The following is a 15,718-nucleotide window of genomic DNA, read 5'->3' on the forward strand; positions in this document are numbered from 1 at the left end:
ATGCAAAATGTCGGCTGCATTCCTTAGCCGCTTCGTTTTTCTCCTATTGTTCCACTCATTAGACTCACCTCCATAAAATTTCAAAAAACCGCCGATCAAAAAAATGATCGACGGTCTATCTTTTTAAGAACTCTACTTAACTAGTTCTATATACTGAAAGAGAGAGCAAAAAACCATGCTTTTTGCACTTGTCTTACGATAAGATAATACGCTACAACCCATTTTTGACAATTTACTTGCTTTGAATTGACACATTTTCATTTTGCTCCCTCCTTTCTTCTTCGTTATTTTTCTATGGTAGCATTTTGTAATTTACTTTGTCAACATACCATTTTATTCTTTACGACTGCTATTTACACCACTCTCAATCAAATAATTTTCTAAAATTCACTTGATTCTTCACTCTTATATAGCCTTGATGTTCATAAAATTTGTGCGCTTCAGTTCTTTCTACACCTGAATTTAGTCGAACGCCTTTTGCCCTTGCTTCTTTTGCCCATTGCTCGGCGTGATTGAGCAAAGATTTCCCTATACCTTGACCATGTATTCTTTCGTCTACCACTAAAGCCATGACATTCATCAACTTCGGTCCATAAGTACAGACGTATTCACTTAGTTGGATATAGCCAACTACTTTTCCATCAATGATTTTTACAAATACTTTATTCACTGGTGAAGATAATAGATAGTTCAACTGATTTCTAGTCTCTTCTAATGGATAGTCGTGATTCAATGGATAGGTATTTAATTGATTGATTCCTTCTGCATCTTCTAACTTGGCTTCTCTGATGGTCATTTGGTATCACTCCCATTTATTTTGACTTTATTATACCTCTAAATAAAAAAAGAAGAGCAACTTTTACGCCGCTCTTCTCAATTTATTCAATTAACCATTGTAGGCATCAATGATGATTTGTTTTAATTCACTGATCAATGGTTCTTTTGGATTTGCTGTTGTACATTGATCTTCATAAGCAAGTTCTGCCATGTGATCAACTGTAGAATCAAGAATTTCTTGTGTAACACCTTGTGCTTTCAAGTTCATATCGATTCCAACAGATACACCTAAATCGTAAACTGCTTTCGCTAATGCATCCACTAATTCTGTAGTATTTTTTCCTTTAAGACCTAAGAATTTCGCGATATCAGCGTAATCTGTGTCTGCACGGAAGTAGTCATATTTAGGGAACATTGCATGTTTTGAAGGATCTTTGGCATTGTAACGGATAATATGCGGTAATAAAATCGCATTAGTACGTCCGTGAGGAATACCGTATTCTCCACCAATTTTATGCGCTACTGAGTGACAAATTCCGAGGAATGCGTTGGCAAAAGCCATACCAGCCATTGTTGATGCGTTATGCATTTTTTCACGACTTTCAGCATCTGGACGTTTCACTGAGTTTTCTAGGTGTTCAAAGACTAATTTGATTGCTTGTAAGCTTAAGCCACGAGTGTAATCAGAAGCCATTACTGAAACATAAGACTCGATCGCATGTGTTAAAACATCCATACCAGTATCAGCCGTTACAGAAGCTGGAACTGACATCACAAATTGAGGATCAATGATCGCAACATCTGGAGTCAAGGCGTAATCAGCTAATGGGTATTTTACATGTGTATCGCTATCTGTAATAACCGCAAATGGTGTTACTTCAGAACCTGTACCTGATGTTGTTGGGATACATACAAATTGTGTTTTAACAGCTTTGTCGATTTTGTACGTACGTTTACGGATATCTAAGAATTTTTGCTTAGCGCCAAAGAATTCTGTATCTGGGTGTTCATAGAACATCCACATACCTTTAGCCGCGTCCATTGCAGATCCCCCACCTAAAGCGATGATTGTATCTGGTTCAAAATCAACCATGACTTTTGTTCCAGCGTAAACTGTGTTTGTAGATGGATTTGGTTCTACAGCTGAGAAAACTTCGATTTGAACGTCGTTTTTACGTTTTTGTAGTTCTTTACGAACGGTATCTGCATAGCCAAATTGAACCATTCCTGGATCACAAACGATCATGACACGTTCAACGTTTTCCATTTTTTGTAGATATTGTAATGAATTTTTTTCAAAGAAAATTTTTGGCGGTAATTTAAACCATTGCATATTATTTCTCCGTTTCGCTACAGTTTTGACATTGATCAAGTTTACAGCAGATACGTTTTTAGAGACTGAGTTTTTACCGTAAGATCCGCAACCTAATGTTAATGAAGGAATCATTTCGTTATAGATATTACCGATTCCGCCTTCAGCTGATGGAGAGTTCACTAAGATACGGCAAGCTTTCATGCGTAAACCAAATTTCACTTGTAGATCTTCATCTTCTGTATGAATCACAGCAGTATGACCTAAACCACCTAATTCAAGCATTGCTTCACATAAATCAAATGCGTGATCTGTATTTTTCGCTTTCATCATCGCTAAAACAGGTGATAATTTTTCACGTGAAAGTGGGTATTCAGCTCCTGCACCTTCGATTTCAGCAACTAAGATTTTAGTGCCTTTTGGTACTTTGATTCCTGCTAAGTCAGCGATATGTTCAGCTGAGTACCCAACAATTGCTGGATTTACGGCATATTTGCCTTCATTCATAACAGCATCTTCTAATTTTTGTAATTCATTTGGTTTAACGAAGTACACTTGATGTGCTTCAAATTCAGCTTTGACAGCTGCATAAACTTCTTTGTCTACGATCACAGCTTGCTCAGAGGCACAAATCATCCCATTATCGAATGATTTAGAAACGATCAAGTCATTGACTGCACGTTTGATTTTTGCCGTTTTTTCAATATATGAAGGAACGTTACCTGGTCCAACACCTAGCGCTGGTTTACCAGTTGAGTATGCTGATTTCACCATGCCAGCACCACCAGTGGCTAAAACAATAGCGATTCCAGGATGATTCATCAAACCTGAAGTGGCTTCCAATGAAGGTTGTTCGATCCATTGAACACAGTTTTCAGGAGCGCCTGCTTTGATTGCGGCATCACGAACGATACGAGCAGCTTCTGCAGAACATTTTTGCGCACTTGGATGGAAAGCAAAGACGATTGGGTTACGTGTTTTGATTGAAATCAATGCTTTAAAGATTGTTGTTGATGTTGGGTTTGTTGTTGGTGTAACACCACAAACTACACCCACTGGTTCAGCGATTTCGATTAATCCTGTTTGGTCATCTTTGTTGATAACACCTACTGTTTTATCATGTTTGATACTGTTCCAAATATATTCTGAAGCGTACATATTTTTGATTGCTTTATCTTCGTAAATTCCACGGCCAGTTTCCTCAACTGCCATTTTCGCTAAAGGCATATGTTGATCTAAAGCAGCCATTGCCATTTGGTGCACAATGTGGTCAACTTTTTCTTGATCGAAGTCTTCCATTTCTTTTAAAGCAACATTTGCTTTTTTTGCTAACTCGTCGATCATTGCTGATACATCAGTTGTTTTGGTATCTTCTTTCTTCATTGTTTTAGCCATTGTGATCCTCCTAGAAAAATAAATAATTTATTTTTGTTTGTTAACTATTTCACATACACATCATACAACATTATTTTTTTCTTGTAAATAGTTTTATTGTGATTTTTTTCACATTTAAACAAGTTTTTTTCTCCGCAATATATATAAGCGCTTTCTATCTTACAAAAAGAAAAAAAGGACCTATTCACCACTAGAATAGGTCCGTTAAATCATGCCAATCTTTGATCTTTAAACTACTTGTTTGTGCAAGTAATTGTTGATAATCAAAAAATTCATTTGGTTCAATATGTAGAATATCTTCCTTGCATTCCTTGATCGATGTTGGAGATTGCTTTTTCCAACGATAAGAAACAAGATAATTCATCAATTCCGTCTCGTTAACAGATGAATATCCCAGTTGCTGAAAAGATCGGCACTTCGTTTTTAATTCTTTTTTTAATAAGAACTTTTGATGCCACGACAGCTTTTCGATGGCTCTCCCCTTCTTTCTGAAGAATGATCTATGTATATTTTCCTGATAGGTTAGAAAGAAAAAATTCCAGCAAGCTGGAATTTATTCTTTCGTTTCTTCGTTTTCAGAAGTTGTTGTTGGTTCTTCAACAACTGTTTCTTTCGTTTCAACAACCGTTACGTCACTATCATTTGTAACAATAGTACCTGGTTTTACTGTTTTGATTGCTGCACGATCAAATTCAAGGATAATTCCTTCACAATCGATCAATACAGTTCTCTTGTCAGTGTCGATTTCAGAAATTACACCATGTAATCCGCCAATCGTTACAACTTCATCGCCCACTTTCATTGCATCTAAAAGTGTTTGACGTTCATTTTGTTGTTTCTTTTGCGAACGTGTCATAAAAAACATCATTCCTGCTAAAAGAATTAATGGTAAAATAAACGAAAGTCCTCCGCCCATTATCTATTCACCTCTCTATCGTATAATCACTAGTTTACTGTAACAAAATTTCGTGTACAACACTAGTCTTTTGATCACTTTTTTAGAAACTTTTCGCATTCTCTTTATTGAAACCATATTCTTCAAAAAAAGCTTGTCTAAATTCTAGTAAATTATCATCCATGATTGCTTGACGAACTTGTTTCATCAGATTCAATAGGAAGTATAAATTATGGTAAGACGTTAAACGAATCCCAAATGTTTCATCCGCTTTGATCAAGTGGCGAATATAAGCACGTGTATAGTTTTTACATGTATAGCAATCACATTTCTCATCCAACGGACGGAAATCTCTTGCGTACTGTGCATTTTTAACAACCAGACGACCTTTTGAAGTCATGCAAGTACCATTTCTGGCAATTCGAGTCGGCAAGACACAGTCAAACATATCGATCCCTCGAATCACACCATCGATCAATGAATCCGCAGTTCCTACACCCATTAGATATCTTGGTTTATTATCAGGAATCAACGGTGTTGTAAAGTCTAACACGCGATTCATTTCAGCTTTTGGTTCACCTACAGATAAACCACCGATGGAATAGCCTGGAAAGTCCATACTGATCAAATCTTTGGCACTTTGACGACGTAGATCTTCAAAGCCTGCACCTTGGATGATTCCAAATAAACCTTGACGGTCTGGATTAGCATGAGCTTTTAACCCACGCTCTGCCCAGCGTGATGTTCTCTCGATCGATTTTTTCACATAGTCATAGCTTTCATCAAATGGCGGACATTCATCAAAACTCATCATGATATCAGAACCTAGATTATTTTGGATATTGATTGCTTTTTCTGGAGAAAGAAACAATTTTGATCCATTCAAATGATGTCTAAAATGAACGCCTTCTTCTGTGATTTTACGCATATCACTTAATGAAAATACTTGGAAGCCACCAGAATCTGTTAAAATCGGTTGATCCCAGTTCATAAATTTATGTAAGCCGCCTGCTTCTGCAATCAAATCATCTCCAGGTCGAAGCCACAAATGATAAGTATTGCTTAAAATCACACCTGCCCCCATCTCTTTCAAATCTTCTGGTGACATTGTTTTTACTGTCGCTAACGTTCCTACAGGCATAAACATTGGTGTTGGAAACGTTCCGTGAGGCGTGATGATTTCTCCTAAACGGGCACCTGTATGTTTTTCTTTCTTTATTAAACGATAACGAATGGCTGGTTCTGTCATTCATTCTCCTACTTTCTTTTGTAAATTTACACTTTCCTCATCATACTTTTTTTTGTTCGTATTTGCAAGGTTTTACGGGCTTTCTTTAGCATATCCTTAGACATTAAAACTGGAGACAAGATAAAAAAACTTTTGTCTCCAGTTCTTTTTATTTTTTCAACTTCACTTATTTGTTGTTCATGGCTGTTTCAAGTTCCATCATGGCTGTTTTGACAATTTCTGGTGTAATCGTTTCTTTCATATAATGAATAGTTTCATGAGGCTCGGCAGCACGTTCTGCAACTCGGATATATTCATCTTCTGATAAATTCATTTTCATCTCTTTTAAGGAGATTGGTAAATCTAAACTATGATAAAACGGAATAAGTTCTTCAATTTCTGACCATTTATTTTCAATGACTAACTGAACCAAAACACCGTAAGCAACTTTATTACCATGTAACTGTTGATGACTCTCAGGTAAAATGGTCAGCGCATCATGTATGGAATGAGCTCCTGCCGTACGACCGTAATCATCACCAAAGCCACCCACCATTCCGCCAAGTAAGATATTCGTCTCTACTACATTCAAAAAGGCTTGATTTATTTCTTGTTCTCTCATAGCATTAAGCGCTTCTTGACTATCCGTAAGTAAAACGTCACGACATTTTTTTGCTGCAAATGCGGAGACTTGGATCTCAATTGGCTGTACCTCTAATTGTGAGATCATTGCATCTGCTTCGTACCATTTAGCCACAGTATCACCGATTCCTGCGATCATCAGTTCAATCGGTGAAGCTAATATAACGTTAGGTTCGATTAGAACTAAGGCATTACTTTGTGGAAATACATCATAACGATCCATAGAACCGTCCATTTTATATATCACACTTAGTGGAGTATACGCTGCACAAGTTGCAGCTAAGGTTGGTAAAATCAAGATAGGCGCATTACTTTGATTGGCTACTGCTTTCCCTAAATCTGCAATCTTTCCACCCCCAACTGCTATGATTCCCTCTAGCTCTTTTTGGTCAAAGATCTTTTTCAATTCAGATGTCTTCTCATCTGTACATTCCCCACCATACTCAATAAAATATGCATCTATATTCACTAAAGAAGGAAAATACGGTTTCGCCGCTTCCCATGAGTCTTTCCCATGTAAAATCATAACACGTTTGATCTTTCTTCTATTTAAATGTTCTTCTAAGTCATCCCACGCGCCAACTCGGCATTCATATTCTTGGGGTGCTCCTCTTACGATCAATGATTGATTCATTCTTCTCGACCTTTCATTTTTTACTAATTTTTATGCAAAAGTGAACTTTTGTAAATTCTTTGATAAAATTCACTTTTCCTTTCCCTTAATCTATGATATGATAAAACACATCCAAAAACAATAAATTTTTATACATTTATACACGTTTTTTAGAATATTTATTGAAAATCGAAGCAGTTAGATTTTTTTGACTGTTACCAATCCAATATAAAGGAGAAAAGCAAATGAAATTATGTAAAAAAACTTTAGCTCTTATTATTCCCATCTTGCTGGTACTACTCACTTTTATCCCTGTAGCTACAGCAATCGCAGAAGAACCAGATCCTGTCTATGACAGCATCATGAAACGTGGAGAGCTGATCGTTGGCTTATCTGCTGATTATGCACCTTATGAATTTCATGCAGACGTTGATGGGAAAGACCAAGTTGTTGGTTTTGATATCTCGATCGCACAAAAAATCGCAGATGACCTAGGCGTTAAATTAAAAATCGAAGAATTGGGTTTTGATGCATTATTAGGTGCATTGAAAACAGGTAAGATCGATCTGATCATTTCAGGTATGGCGCCAACACCTGAGCGACTGAAAGAAGTGAATTTTTCGACTCCTTACATGACCGTCCAACAAAAAGTCGTCGTTAGAAAAGCAGACAAAGATCAATTCCAGTCAACCAAAGATTTCAACGATGTAAAAGTTGGCGTTCAAAAACAAACGACACAAGAAGAATTAGCGAAGACAGAACTTATCGGCTCGATTCCAACCTCTTTACAAAAAGTCCCAGACATCATTATGAACTTAAAAAATAAAAAAGTGGATGCTGCTGTTTTAGAAGGCCCTGTCGCGGAAGCTTATGTTGACCGTGATAAAGAATTGACATTTGCTGATGTGACATTTGAACAGGGTGAAAAAGATGCGGCTGTTGCAATTCCTAAAAATGCACCTATCTTAGAAGAAAAAGTCAACGCTTCGATCAAAACAATCAATGATAATAATCTATTAGACGGCTATAAAAAAGAAGCGGGCAAATTAATGTTTACAGATGATGAAAGCTTCCTTGGAAAATACGGGAAATTCTATATCAGCGGTGCTGGTTATACGATTTTCTTAGCCTTTATGGGGGTATTATTCGGTGCAATTTTAGGTGGATTACTTGCTTTAATGAAATTGTCTAAATCAAAAATCTTACGCGGTATTGCCATTTGCTACATTGAATACGTTCGTGGCACTCCGTTATTAGTACAAATCTTTATTGTTTATTTTGGTACGGGGGTTTTAGGTCTTGATTTATCGAAAATCGCTGCTGGTTGTATTGCTCTTGCATTAAACAGTGGGGCTTATGTCGCAGAAATCGTCCGTGCTGGTATCAACGCTGTCAACAAAGGACAATTAGAAGCCGCTCGTTCTCTTGGAATGAACCAACCACAAGCGATGCGTTATATCATTTTACCTCAGGCAATCAAAAATATCTTACCTGCTTTAGGAAATGAATTTGTAACGGTAATCAAAGAATCATCTGTGGTTTCAGTTATTGGGGTTTCAGAGCTGATTTTCCAAGCCGGCAATGTTCAAGGCGCAAGCTTTAAACCGTTCTTACCATACCTTGTGGTATCATTGATTTACTTTGTTTTAACCTTTACTATTTCTCGCCTACTAGGTGTTGCTGAAAGGAGAATGAGTACTAGTGATTAATATAAAAAACTTACACAAAACCTTCGGGAAAAACGAAGTCCTAAAAGGAATCGATCTAGACGTAAACGCTGGTGAAGTGGTCGTGATCATCGGTCCTTCCGGCAGTGGGAAAAGTACTTTTCTGCGTTGTTTGAACTTATTAGAACAACCGACAGATGGAATAATTGAATTTGAAGGAAAAAATTTATTGGATAAAGATACAGATATCGATGCTCTTCGTCAAAAAATGGGGATGGTATTCCAAAATTTCAATTTATTTCCTCATAAAACAGTCTTAGATAATTTAACCATCAGTCCAATCAAAGTCAAAAAAGAAACAACCGAAGCTGCAAAAGAAAAAGCGCTAGCTCTGTTAGAACAAGTTGGTTTAAAAGACAAAGCCACTAGCTATCCTTCCAGTCTATCTGGCGGACAGCAACAACGGGTAGCAATTGCGCGTGCATTAGCGATGAATCCAGATGTGATGCTATTTGATGAACCAACTTCGGCACTTGACCCAGAAATGGTCGGTGAAGTATTAGCAGTTATGAAAGCTTTAGCAGTTGAAGGAATGACGATGGTTGTTGTAACACATGAAATGGGCTTCGCTCGTGAAGTTGCCGATCGTGTGATTTTCATGGATGCTGGAATTATTCAAGAAGAAGGCACACCAGAAGAAATTTTTGGTCAACCAAAAAATCCAAGAACACAAGATTTTTTAAGAAAAGTTTTGTAATCCGTTTAAGAGGACAAAGCAAGTATAATAACTTGCTTTGTCCTCTTAAAAAAATAATGTAGAATGAATAGAGTAATAAGTAATTGGAGGTAACAACATGGATCGTTCAAACATGGCAAAAAAACATCAACAACCTGCTGAAAATATCTTAATGGATATTGCTACCTTAGCAAAACAAGTCCCAGATTTACTAGATTTATCAATAGGTGATCCAGATTTAATTACAAACGAGCGAATTATCGATGCCGCCTTTACAGATGTAAAAAACGGCCATACAAAGTATACTGCTTCTGGAGGTAGCCAGGAGTTTATTGATACTGTCGTTGCGTTTTATCAAAAACAATACGGTCTAACCTTTGATCCAAACCAAGTGCGTGCTACAGTCGGAGCCTTACATGGTATGTATTTGACTTTACAAGTTTTATTAGATCCAGAAGATGAAGTCATCATTCACGAACCGTACTTCTCACCTTATAAAGATCAAGTGATTTTTGCTGGCGGCAAACCAGTATTTATCCCAACTTATGAAGAAGATGGTTTTCAAATTAATATCGATGTATTGAAAGCTGCGATTACAGATAAAACCAAAGCCATTATTATCAATTCACCAAATAATCCTACAGGCGCTGTTTTTTCTTCTGAAACGTTTAAAGCAATTGCTGATTTGGCTATTGAACATGATTTTTATATTCTCTCTGACGAAGTTTACGAAGCCTTCTGCTTCTACGATGACTTTGTACCAATGGCAACTTTTGCTCCTGAAAATACGATCACGTTCAGCAGCTTCTCAAAAGCATTTGCAATGACTGGTTGGCGCATCGGTTACATGATTGCACCTGATTATATCAATGAGGCAGCAAAATTAATCAATGAAAGTATTACTTACTCTGCACCAAGCCCCTCTCAACAAGCTGGTATTTATGCTTTAAATCATGCTGAAACATTAGTACCAGCTGTCGTTTCCGTTTTTAAAGAACGACTAGAATATCTGGAACAAAGAATCGCATCTATTCCGTTTCTTTCATTGCATCCAGTTAAAGGCAGCATGTATGCTTTCATCAATATTTCTAAAACAGGACTTACCTCAGTGCCTTTTGTTGAAAAAGTCTTGAAGGAAACGAATGTATTGATGATTCCCGGTAAAGCCTTTGGCGAAACAACTGGCGATGATTACGTACGTTTAGCAGCAACACAAAACATTGATGTTTTAAAAGAAGCTTTTGATCGAATCGAAAAATTAGACTTCTAAATAAAAAAAGGGTTCCTTCTTCTGTAAAACTACGTAAAAGGGACCCTTTATTATCTCTGTATTAATTTTTGTCACTGCGGTTCACTATCTGATAGGGTATTATAAAGAATAACCAGAGTTGAAATGACACAGACTACAATTTGAATCAGTACATTATCAGAAAAGCTCTCTGTTATTTTGATTGTAGTAATAGCTAAAAAGAAGCATAGCGCTAATACCCCAGCTAACTTCAATCGTTTAAATTCTTGCTGTATTCGATAAACCGTCTCAACTGGAACGCCTTTTTGTTTGGCTATTTTTCGTATTTTTTGTTTGCTGATCAATTGCCAGACGACATCTCGATATAATTGTTTGGCTTCAGGATCTCTACTAAATACAGAGTACGTTTCCGTGTTTTGATTTTTTTTCTGCTTCAACTTTATTTTAATTAAACGTGGATGTAATAACTGATCATTACGCATCACCCATGAAAGTACTTCGCGCCAGTCTGACAAAGTCAATTCTGGTGAAGTTAATACTACTAAATCAAGTCCTAAATCTTCCAATTCATCCAAAAATAGAAGCAACTGTTGGTAATCTCTTGAAATCACTTCTAAAAATGCTATAACCAAACAATCCCCTGGCTCTGTATACTCCAATAACCTTTGATACTCACTTTCAGGGTCTTCGAGTACTTCATAGCTATGGTCATCATCTGAAAAAATTTCTTCTAGTTCATAAGCCTCTAAAAAATCAAGCTGCTGATTTAGTTTAGTTCCATGAGCATAGCCTAAATTCATCGTTATCTACTTCCTCGTTTCATTGGTTTAATCTTTCGTCTTTTTAGCGTTTGCTCAGACTTCCTTGTTTCTTTTTTTTGTAAAATCTGCCGCTGTATATTGGACTTTAAAGGCGAAAATTTTTTTTCTAGTTGCTTTATCTTATTCGTTAATTCTGTATTTTTTTGTACGATAAAAAGAAATAGTATGCTATGAATAGAAACAATTATCCCCAAAGCAACTAATAATAAATACACTCTACATCATCCTTGTTATTCAATTTAGGGTCTTAATTTTTTAATTAAGAGTGCTCATCACTTATCGTTCAAGTTATAAAATCCCCTTATTTTTGGTTTCATATCTTCCCTACTTCATCTTAATTTCCCCTAGTTTATTAGTCTCATATTCCCAATGATATAAGCTAGGCTGCTCTATTGATGGTCTAATGTATGTTGTTAGCCAAATTTCTGGATTCATCGATACATCAACTTGGACTGGTGATTTAGAACTAAGCTCTGGTAAATGCTGTTGCTTTTCAGTTGTTAATACATAGCCGATTAATTCATAATTCATTGGAATTTTTGATACAATCGTATACAAAGGTTCAGTGATTTGATATCGAATAACATACGAGTCAAAAAGAGCTGTGTTATCACTAGTTGAAACCATACTTAATGAGACTTCATCCTTCTTTCCCCCTAATTGCGAGCGACTTTCTAATACACCATAGCCCTTTTTAGGAAAAACAATTTGATCATTTTTATTCATGATGACTTGTCGAACATGGACGGTCAGTTTCCGAGAACTGTAAATCAATTTTCCTTCTTGGAACGTATTACCAATTGTATATTCAAGAGGAGAAATTTGATTATCTGTCAGATCTGTTAACTTAATAAAGTCATACATATCAATATTTTTTGGATCAATAATTTCTTTTTTTCCAATCCTTAACTGTTGGTCAAACATAAAATCACCAGAAACCAAGCGGTTGTTCTGATCATCAAAAGCTTTAACAGAAACTTTTTGAGGAATTTCACTACTACCTAAAACATCTGTCTCTTCCTCCGTTTCTTTTTGAGAACCGTACTCAGAAAATTCAATATAGTAACCAGTATTATAGCTTGTTCGATTATAGGTTAAGTCATTCCATAATTTTGTTGGCGCTCCTGCACTAGCTTGAGCAAATTCTAATATATATTCCCCTTTTGAGTTATTTGGCTCAGCACCAACACCGCCAGTTAGAGGGTTATTAAATCCTTGATAGACTCCAGCAGGTGCTTTTCCTCCTTCTTTATAAGTGGGTTTATCAAAAAATACTAATCCTTTTTCAGGACCATCAACCCAATACCATCGTTGGGATAAAGCTCCAGTAATAATGTAATCGCTAATTGTTTCTGAAATCACTGCTTCATCATTGATTTTTTGACCATTCGTTTTTACCAGTCTGCCACCTCCAAGCCAGCCAGACTGTTTCGCAATATTTGTATAAACAAAATTATGTTCCGCTGAGGAAGTCAAAGTTGCTAAATACCCCGTCAAACCTCTATATTTCATTTTTTTGGCTAAATTATAAGCTTGTAGCCAAGTCTTTTGTGTCGGAATAAACGTATAATAATGGGTCTTCCCGTCTGGTGCTTCCCATGATGTATATACCAACTCATGAAAAATCACTTGAATATTGCCTTTTTCATGAGTCGGATTTTTAATGGTGAATCGTAGTGATTCTAAAAAATTCTTAATGGTATTTATATCATTATTATCATTCATTGCTAAAGTAAATGATTTGTACTCCTCATCGTCACTATTCTGAAATTTATACCAAGAAGTTGGCAGAACCAATGTATCATATTCTTTAATTTCTGAATTTTTTGGTATTTTGATTTCAAGAGACTTCATCTTTTTTTCCATTGAACTTCCTAAAGCAACATCGACTAATTTTGCTGTATCAGCTGTTCTTTCAACATTAAAAGCAACATAACGATTCACATCTTTTAATTCAGCTTCTTTGGTATTATTTTTTAGATTAATATGTTTTACGTCGCTCACGTTATTTGCTCGATCAACAGCTAACACATGCATCCAACTACTATTTTCTCCCGCAATTCCCGAAACTTGAGTAGTAGCTTCAGATAAATCTGCACGGACATCAATATTCGTTATCTCTCCAGAAGAAGCACGTTCAACTACCGGAACCGTATTTGGTGAATTATCGATCACATAAATATACCCTTGAAGCTCACTAGTCACTTCTTTCTTTATGATATCTGATTTTTGTATCCCATATTTCTTTGTGTCTGCTAGGACATACCACTGGTATTCCTTACCTTTATCTTTAGAAGATAGTTTTACAGTAAAATGATCTCCTTCTCCGTACTCCAATTCAGCACTTGGAGATTCAGAAGGTACGTCATCATTGATCGTGCTATCCTGAGCTCTGTTTTCTAACAATTTTTCTCTACGCTTTAAACTACCTGAGCTGGGTACCTCGGAAAAATCGCTTGATGTTTTAAGCACTTTTTCATGATCTAATGCCACTTTATCCCAACTTATACCGTCTTCACTTCGATATAACTGATAATCTGAATCTGATATATCATCCCATACTAAATCAATAAAACTACACTCTTTTTCATCGCTCCATTCATTAGATACTGTTAAGCGAAACTCCCGTTGAACTAAGGTATCTGAAGCTTTTATTACACTTTTATCCATTGCTCTATTGATAGTCAGGTACCCAATAATACCTAATAAAGCCAATAAGAAAAATACCCCAACTAATGTTATACTTCTTTTCACTTTCCCACCCCATTTCCTGCAATATTCAGCATTTTTTTATTTCAAAACTCATCAAATCAATGATTTCTTATAAAAGCACTCATTTCATGAGTGTTAAATCAGAAAAGGCAAACATGGAATACTTATTCCATGTGCCTACTTTTAATCTGCTTTTTCAGACAACTGCTTGTCGACTTCTTGCAACTCTCCATTGTTAGGGATGACCCCTTGCCACCAAGCATCACGATAAGCGTATTTCACACAGTTAATAGCTTCAACTTTTATTAATAAGCTAAACGTCGCTTTATGATACTCTTGTCCTAAGCCACTCTTCAATTTTACTTGTGTAAACAAGTTTTCTGTAACACTTGATTTCCCTGATTTCAACTTTTTTAAGTAATAATAGTACCCATCTTCCCCTAATTTCCAATCTGTACTATTCAAGTCTAGTAAAACTTCTTCACCAATTTTTGAAGGCAATAATCGTATACTTTCCCCGTTTTCTATACGAATCTCAGGATGAAGCATAACTCGAACAAATTGAGCAACAGTTCCAATATTCGCTACAGTCACTTTTTTCTCAACCGAAGTATCTGGCAAAATCGTTGCTGGCTCAGTGAAAACTTCTTCAACTTTAGTCTGAAGGTTACCAATCTGGAAAAGATTCGCTTTTTCATCACTCACCATCATTGCCGCATATGCAACTGCACTTCCAATCACCAAACATACAATAAGTACAGGTAGTATCAAAAAAAAATGAATAATTTTTTTCTTTTTTTTCATCTTAAATCTCCTCTTAATGAACTTTTCCACGATACATTTCTTCTAAATAAGAACCAGAATCTATTTTCCAATTCTCTATTAAAGACTTTGTGGTATCATGAGCATCCATAACTGGAATTAATTGATATAAAGAACTTTTATACTTATTTGGTAAGTTTTTGTCTAAAGTAACACTTTGAATCAGTTGTTTAGTTTTCTCTTTTGGCTGTAGTACTTCTGAATAATAAAAATAACCACTTGAATAGTACCAATAATTCTGCAGTCCAGACATCGGTTTATTATTTTCGTCATAAATATCAGCAGCATTAAATTGAATGTTCAAATATTTAAGACTTTCGACTGATCTAATTCCTTTATAAACATATGCTGTATTCGGATCCGTTTTGTCCCCTTTGTAAACGTCTGACACCGTAAAATACTTTCCTGATTTAATTTTATATGTACGGCCTTTTTCCCAAGTGCTGACATCTTCCATTATGAGATCAGATCCGCTTGAATTTTTTACAATTTTTTGACTACCATTCCCAATCCCATCAGTCATATCGAGTTCAAATTGAGCAAGAAATTCATATAAAGAAACTCTGACAATTGCTGGCATTTGTCCATCATTTTTCACTAATAATTTCTTTTCAGTGATCGCTCCAGGTTCCCACTGCAGATTAGGTGTGAAGACTTCATCGATCACCGCAGAAAGTTTTTTACTATTTGGCTTATTTCGATTGATTTGTTCATCACTATAGGTAATCCACGAATAAGTACTTCCTACTACCAGCAGCAGGCTCAAAAATACAGAAAACACAGCCAAAAAGGGTTTATTTTGATTAATTGTTTTCAACAGCTTATTTCCTCGACTCATGTGCCTTCCCC

Annotated in this window: 13 protein-coding genes; 3 read left to right on the plus strand and 10 right to left on the minus strand. The window is 36.0% G+C overall.

All coding sequences use genetic code 11. From position 1 onward, the window contains the following. Positions 1-364: 364 nt before the first annotated feature. The 6 genes from AC4BB7_RS14255 to AC4BB7_RS14280 all read right to left on the minus strand — a co-directional run bounded on the left by AC4BB7_RS14255 (position 365) and on the right by AC4BB7_RS14280 (position 6,883). Positions 365-796 (minus strand): GNAT family N-acetyltransferase, encoded by a 432-nt coding sequence (locus tag AC4BB7_RS14255; RefSeq protein WP_490483469.1) that lies wholly within the window; start codon positions 794-796, stop codon positions 365-367. 90 nt (positions 797-886) lie between these two features. Next, positions 887-3,484, minus strand: coding sequence for a bifunctional acetaldehyde-CoA/alcohol dehydrogenase (gene adhE, locus AC4BB7_RS14260; protein ID WP_490483470.1), 2,598 nt, complete (start codon positions 3,482-3,484; stop codon positions 887-889). Positions 3,485-3,674: 190 nt separating this feature from the next. Beyond that, positions 3,675-4,037 (minus strand): post-transcriptional regulator, encoded by a 363-nt coding sequence (locus AC4BB7_RS14265; RefSeq protein ID WP_339099117.1) that lies wholly within the window; start codon positions 4,035-4,037, stop codon positions 3,675-3,677. Beyond that, positions 4,038-4,400, minus strand: coding sequence for a preprotein translocase subunit YajC (gene yajC, locus AC4BB7_RS14270; protein WP_490483471.1), 363 nt, complete (start codon positions 4,398-4,400; stop codon positions 4,038-4,040). It lies immediately after the preceding gene. A gap of 82 nt (positions 4,401-4,482) precedes the next feature. Then, a complete protein-coding gene (tgt, locus tag AC4BB7_RS14275; protein WP_010771116.1) occupies positions 4,483-5,628 on the minus strand; it encodes a tRNA guanosine(34) transglycosylase Tgt in 1,146 nt (381 codons plus the stop codon). Between the two features lie 166 nt (positions 5,629-5,794). Continuing rightward, positions 5,795-6,883 carry an iron-containing alcohol dehydrogenase family protein gene (locus AC4BB7_RS14280; RefSeq protein WP_490483472.1) on the minus strand — a complete coding sequence of 363 codons (1,089 nt, stop codon included), beginning with the start codon at positions 6,881-6,883 and terminating at the stop codon, positions 5,795-5,797. 224 nt (positions 6,884-7,107) lie between these two features. Between AC4BB7_RS14280 and AC4BB7_RS14285 the strand changes: the two genes are divergently transcribed. From AC4BB7_RS14285 to AC4BB7_RS14295, 3 genes are all read left to right on the plus strand, one after another. Further along, positions 7,108-8,571: an ABC transporter substrate-binding protein/permease gene (locus tag AC4BB7_RS14285; RefSeq protein WP_086314141.1), complete on the plus strand. Its 1,464-nt coding sequence runs from the start codon at positions 7,108-7,110 to the stop codon at positions 8,569-8,571. Continuing rightward, complete coding sequence (locus AC4BB7_RS14290) at positions 8,564-9,286, plus strand: amino acid ABC transporter ATP-binding protein (RefSeq protein ID WP_086314142.1); 723 nt, start codon at positions 8,564-8,566, stop codon at positions 9,284-9,286. Before AC4BB7_RS14285 ends, AC4BB7_RS14290 begins: the two co-directional genes overlap by 8 nt. Before the next feature lie 97 nt (positions 9,287-9,383). After that, positions 9,384-10,535, plus strand: a complete 1,152-nt coding sequence (locus AC4BB7_RS14295) for a pyridoxal phosphate-dependent aminotransferase (protein ID WP_490483473.1) — start codon at positions 9,384-9,386, stop codon at positions 10,533-10,535. 71 nt (positions 10,536-10,606) lie between these two features. Here the strand turns inward: AC4BB7_RS14295 and AC4BB7_RS14300 are convergent, their stop codons facing one another. The 4 genes from AC4BB7_RS14300 to AC4BB7_RS14315 all read right to left on the minus strand — a co-directional run bounded on the left by AC4BB7_RS14300 (position 10,607) and on the right by AC4BB7_RS14315 (position 15,707). Further along, positions 10,607-11,314, minus strand: coding sequence for a recombinase family protein (locus AC4BB7_RS14300; protein ID WP_490483474.1), 708 nt, complete (start codon positions 11,312-11,314; stop codon positions 10,607-10,609). Between the two features lie 345 nt (positions 11,315-11,659). Continuing rightward, positions 11,660-14,089 (minus strand): C-type lectin-like domain-containing protein, encoded by a 2,430-nt coding sequence (locus AC4BB7_RS14305; protein WP_490483475.1) that lies wholly within the window; start codon positions 14,087-14,089, stop codon positions 11,660-11,662. Positions 14,090-14,230: 141 nt separating this feature from the next. Further along, the gene (locus tag AC4BB7_RS14310) at positions 14,231-14,851 is read right to left on the minus strand and encodes a hypothetical protein (protein WP_490483476.1); all 621 of its coding nucleotides are present in this window, start codon (positions 14,849-14,851) and stop codon (positions 14,231-14,233) included. A gap of 13 nt (positions 14,852-14,864) precedes the next feature. After that, the gene (locus AC4BB7_RS14315) at positions 14,865-15,707 is read right to left on the minus strand and encodes a BsaA family SipW-dependent biofilm matrix protein (protein ID WP_490483477.1); all 843 of its coding nucleotides are present in this window, start codon (positions 15,705-15,707) and stop codon (positions 14,865-14,867) included. Between the last annotated feature and the right edge of the window lie 11 nt (positions 15,708-15,718).

Source organism: Enterococcus sp. AAFC-DPL-5182 (assembly GCF_058216605.1).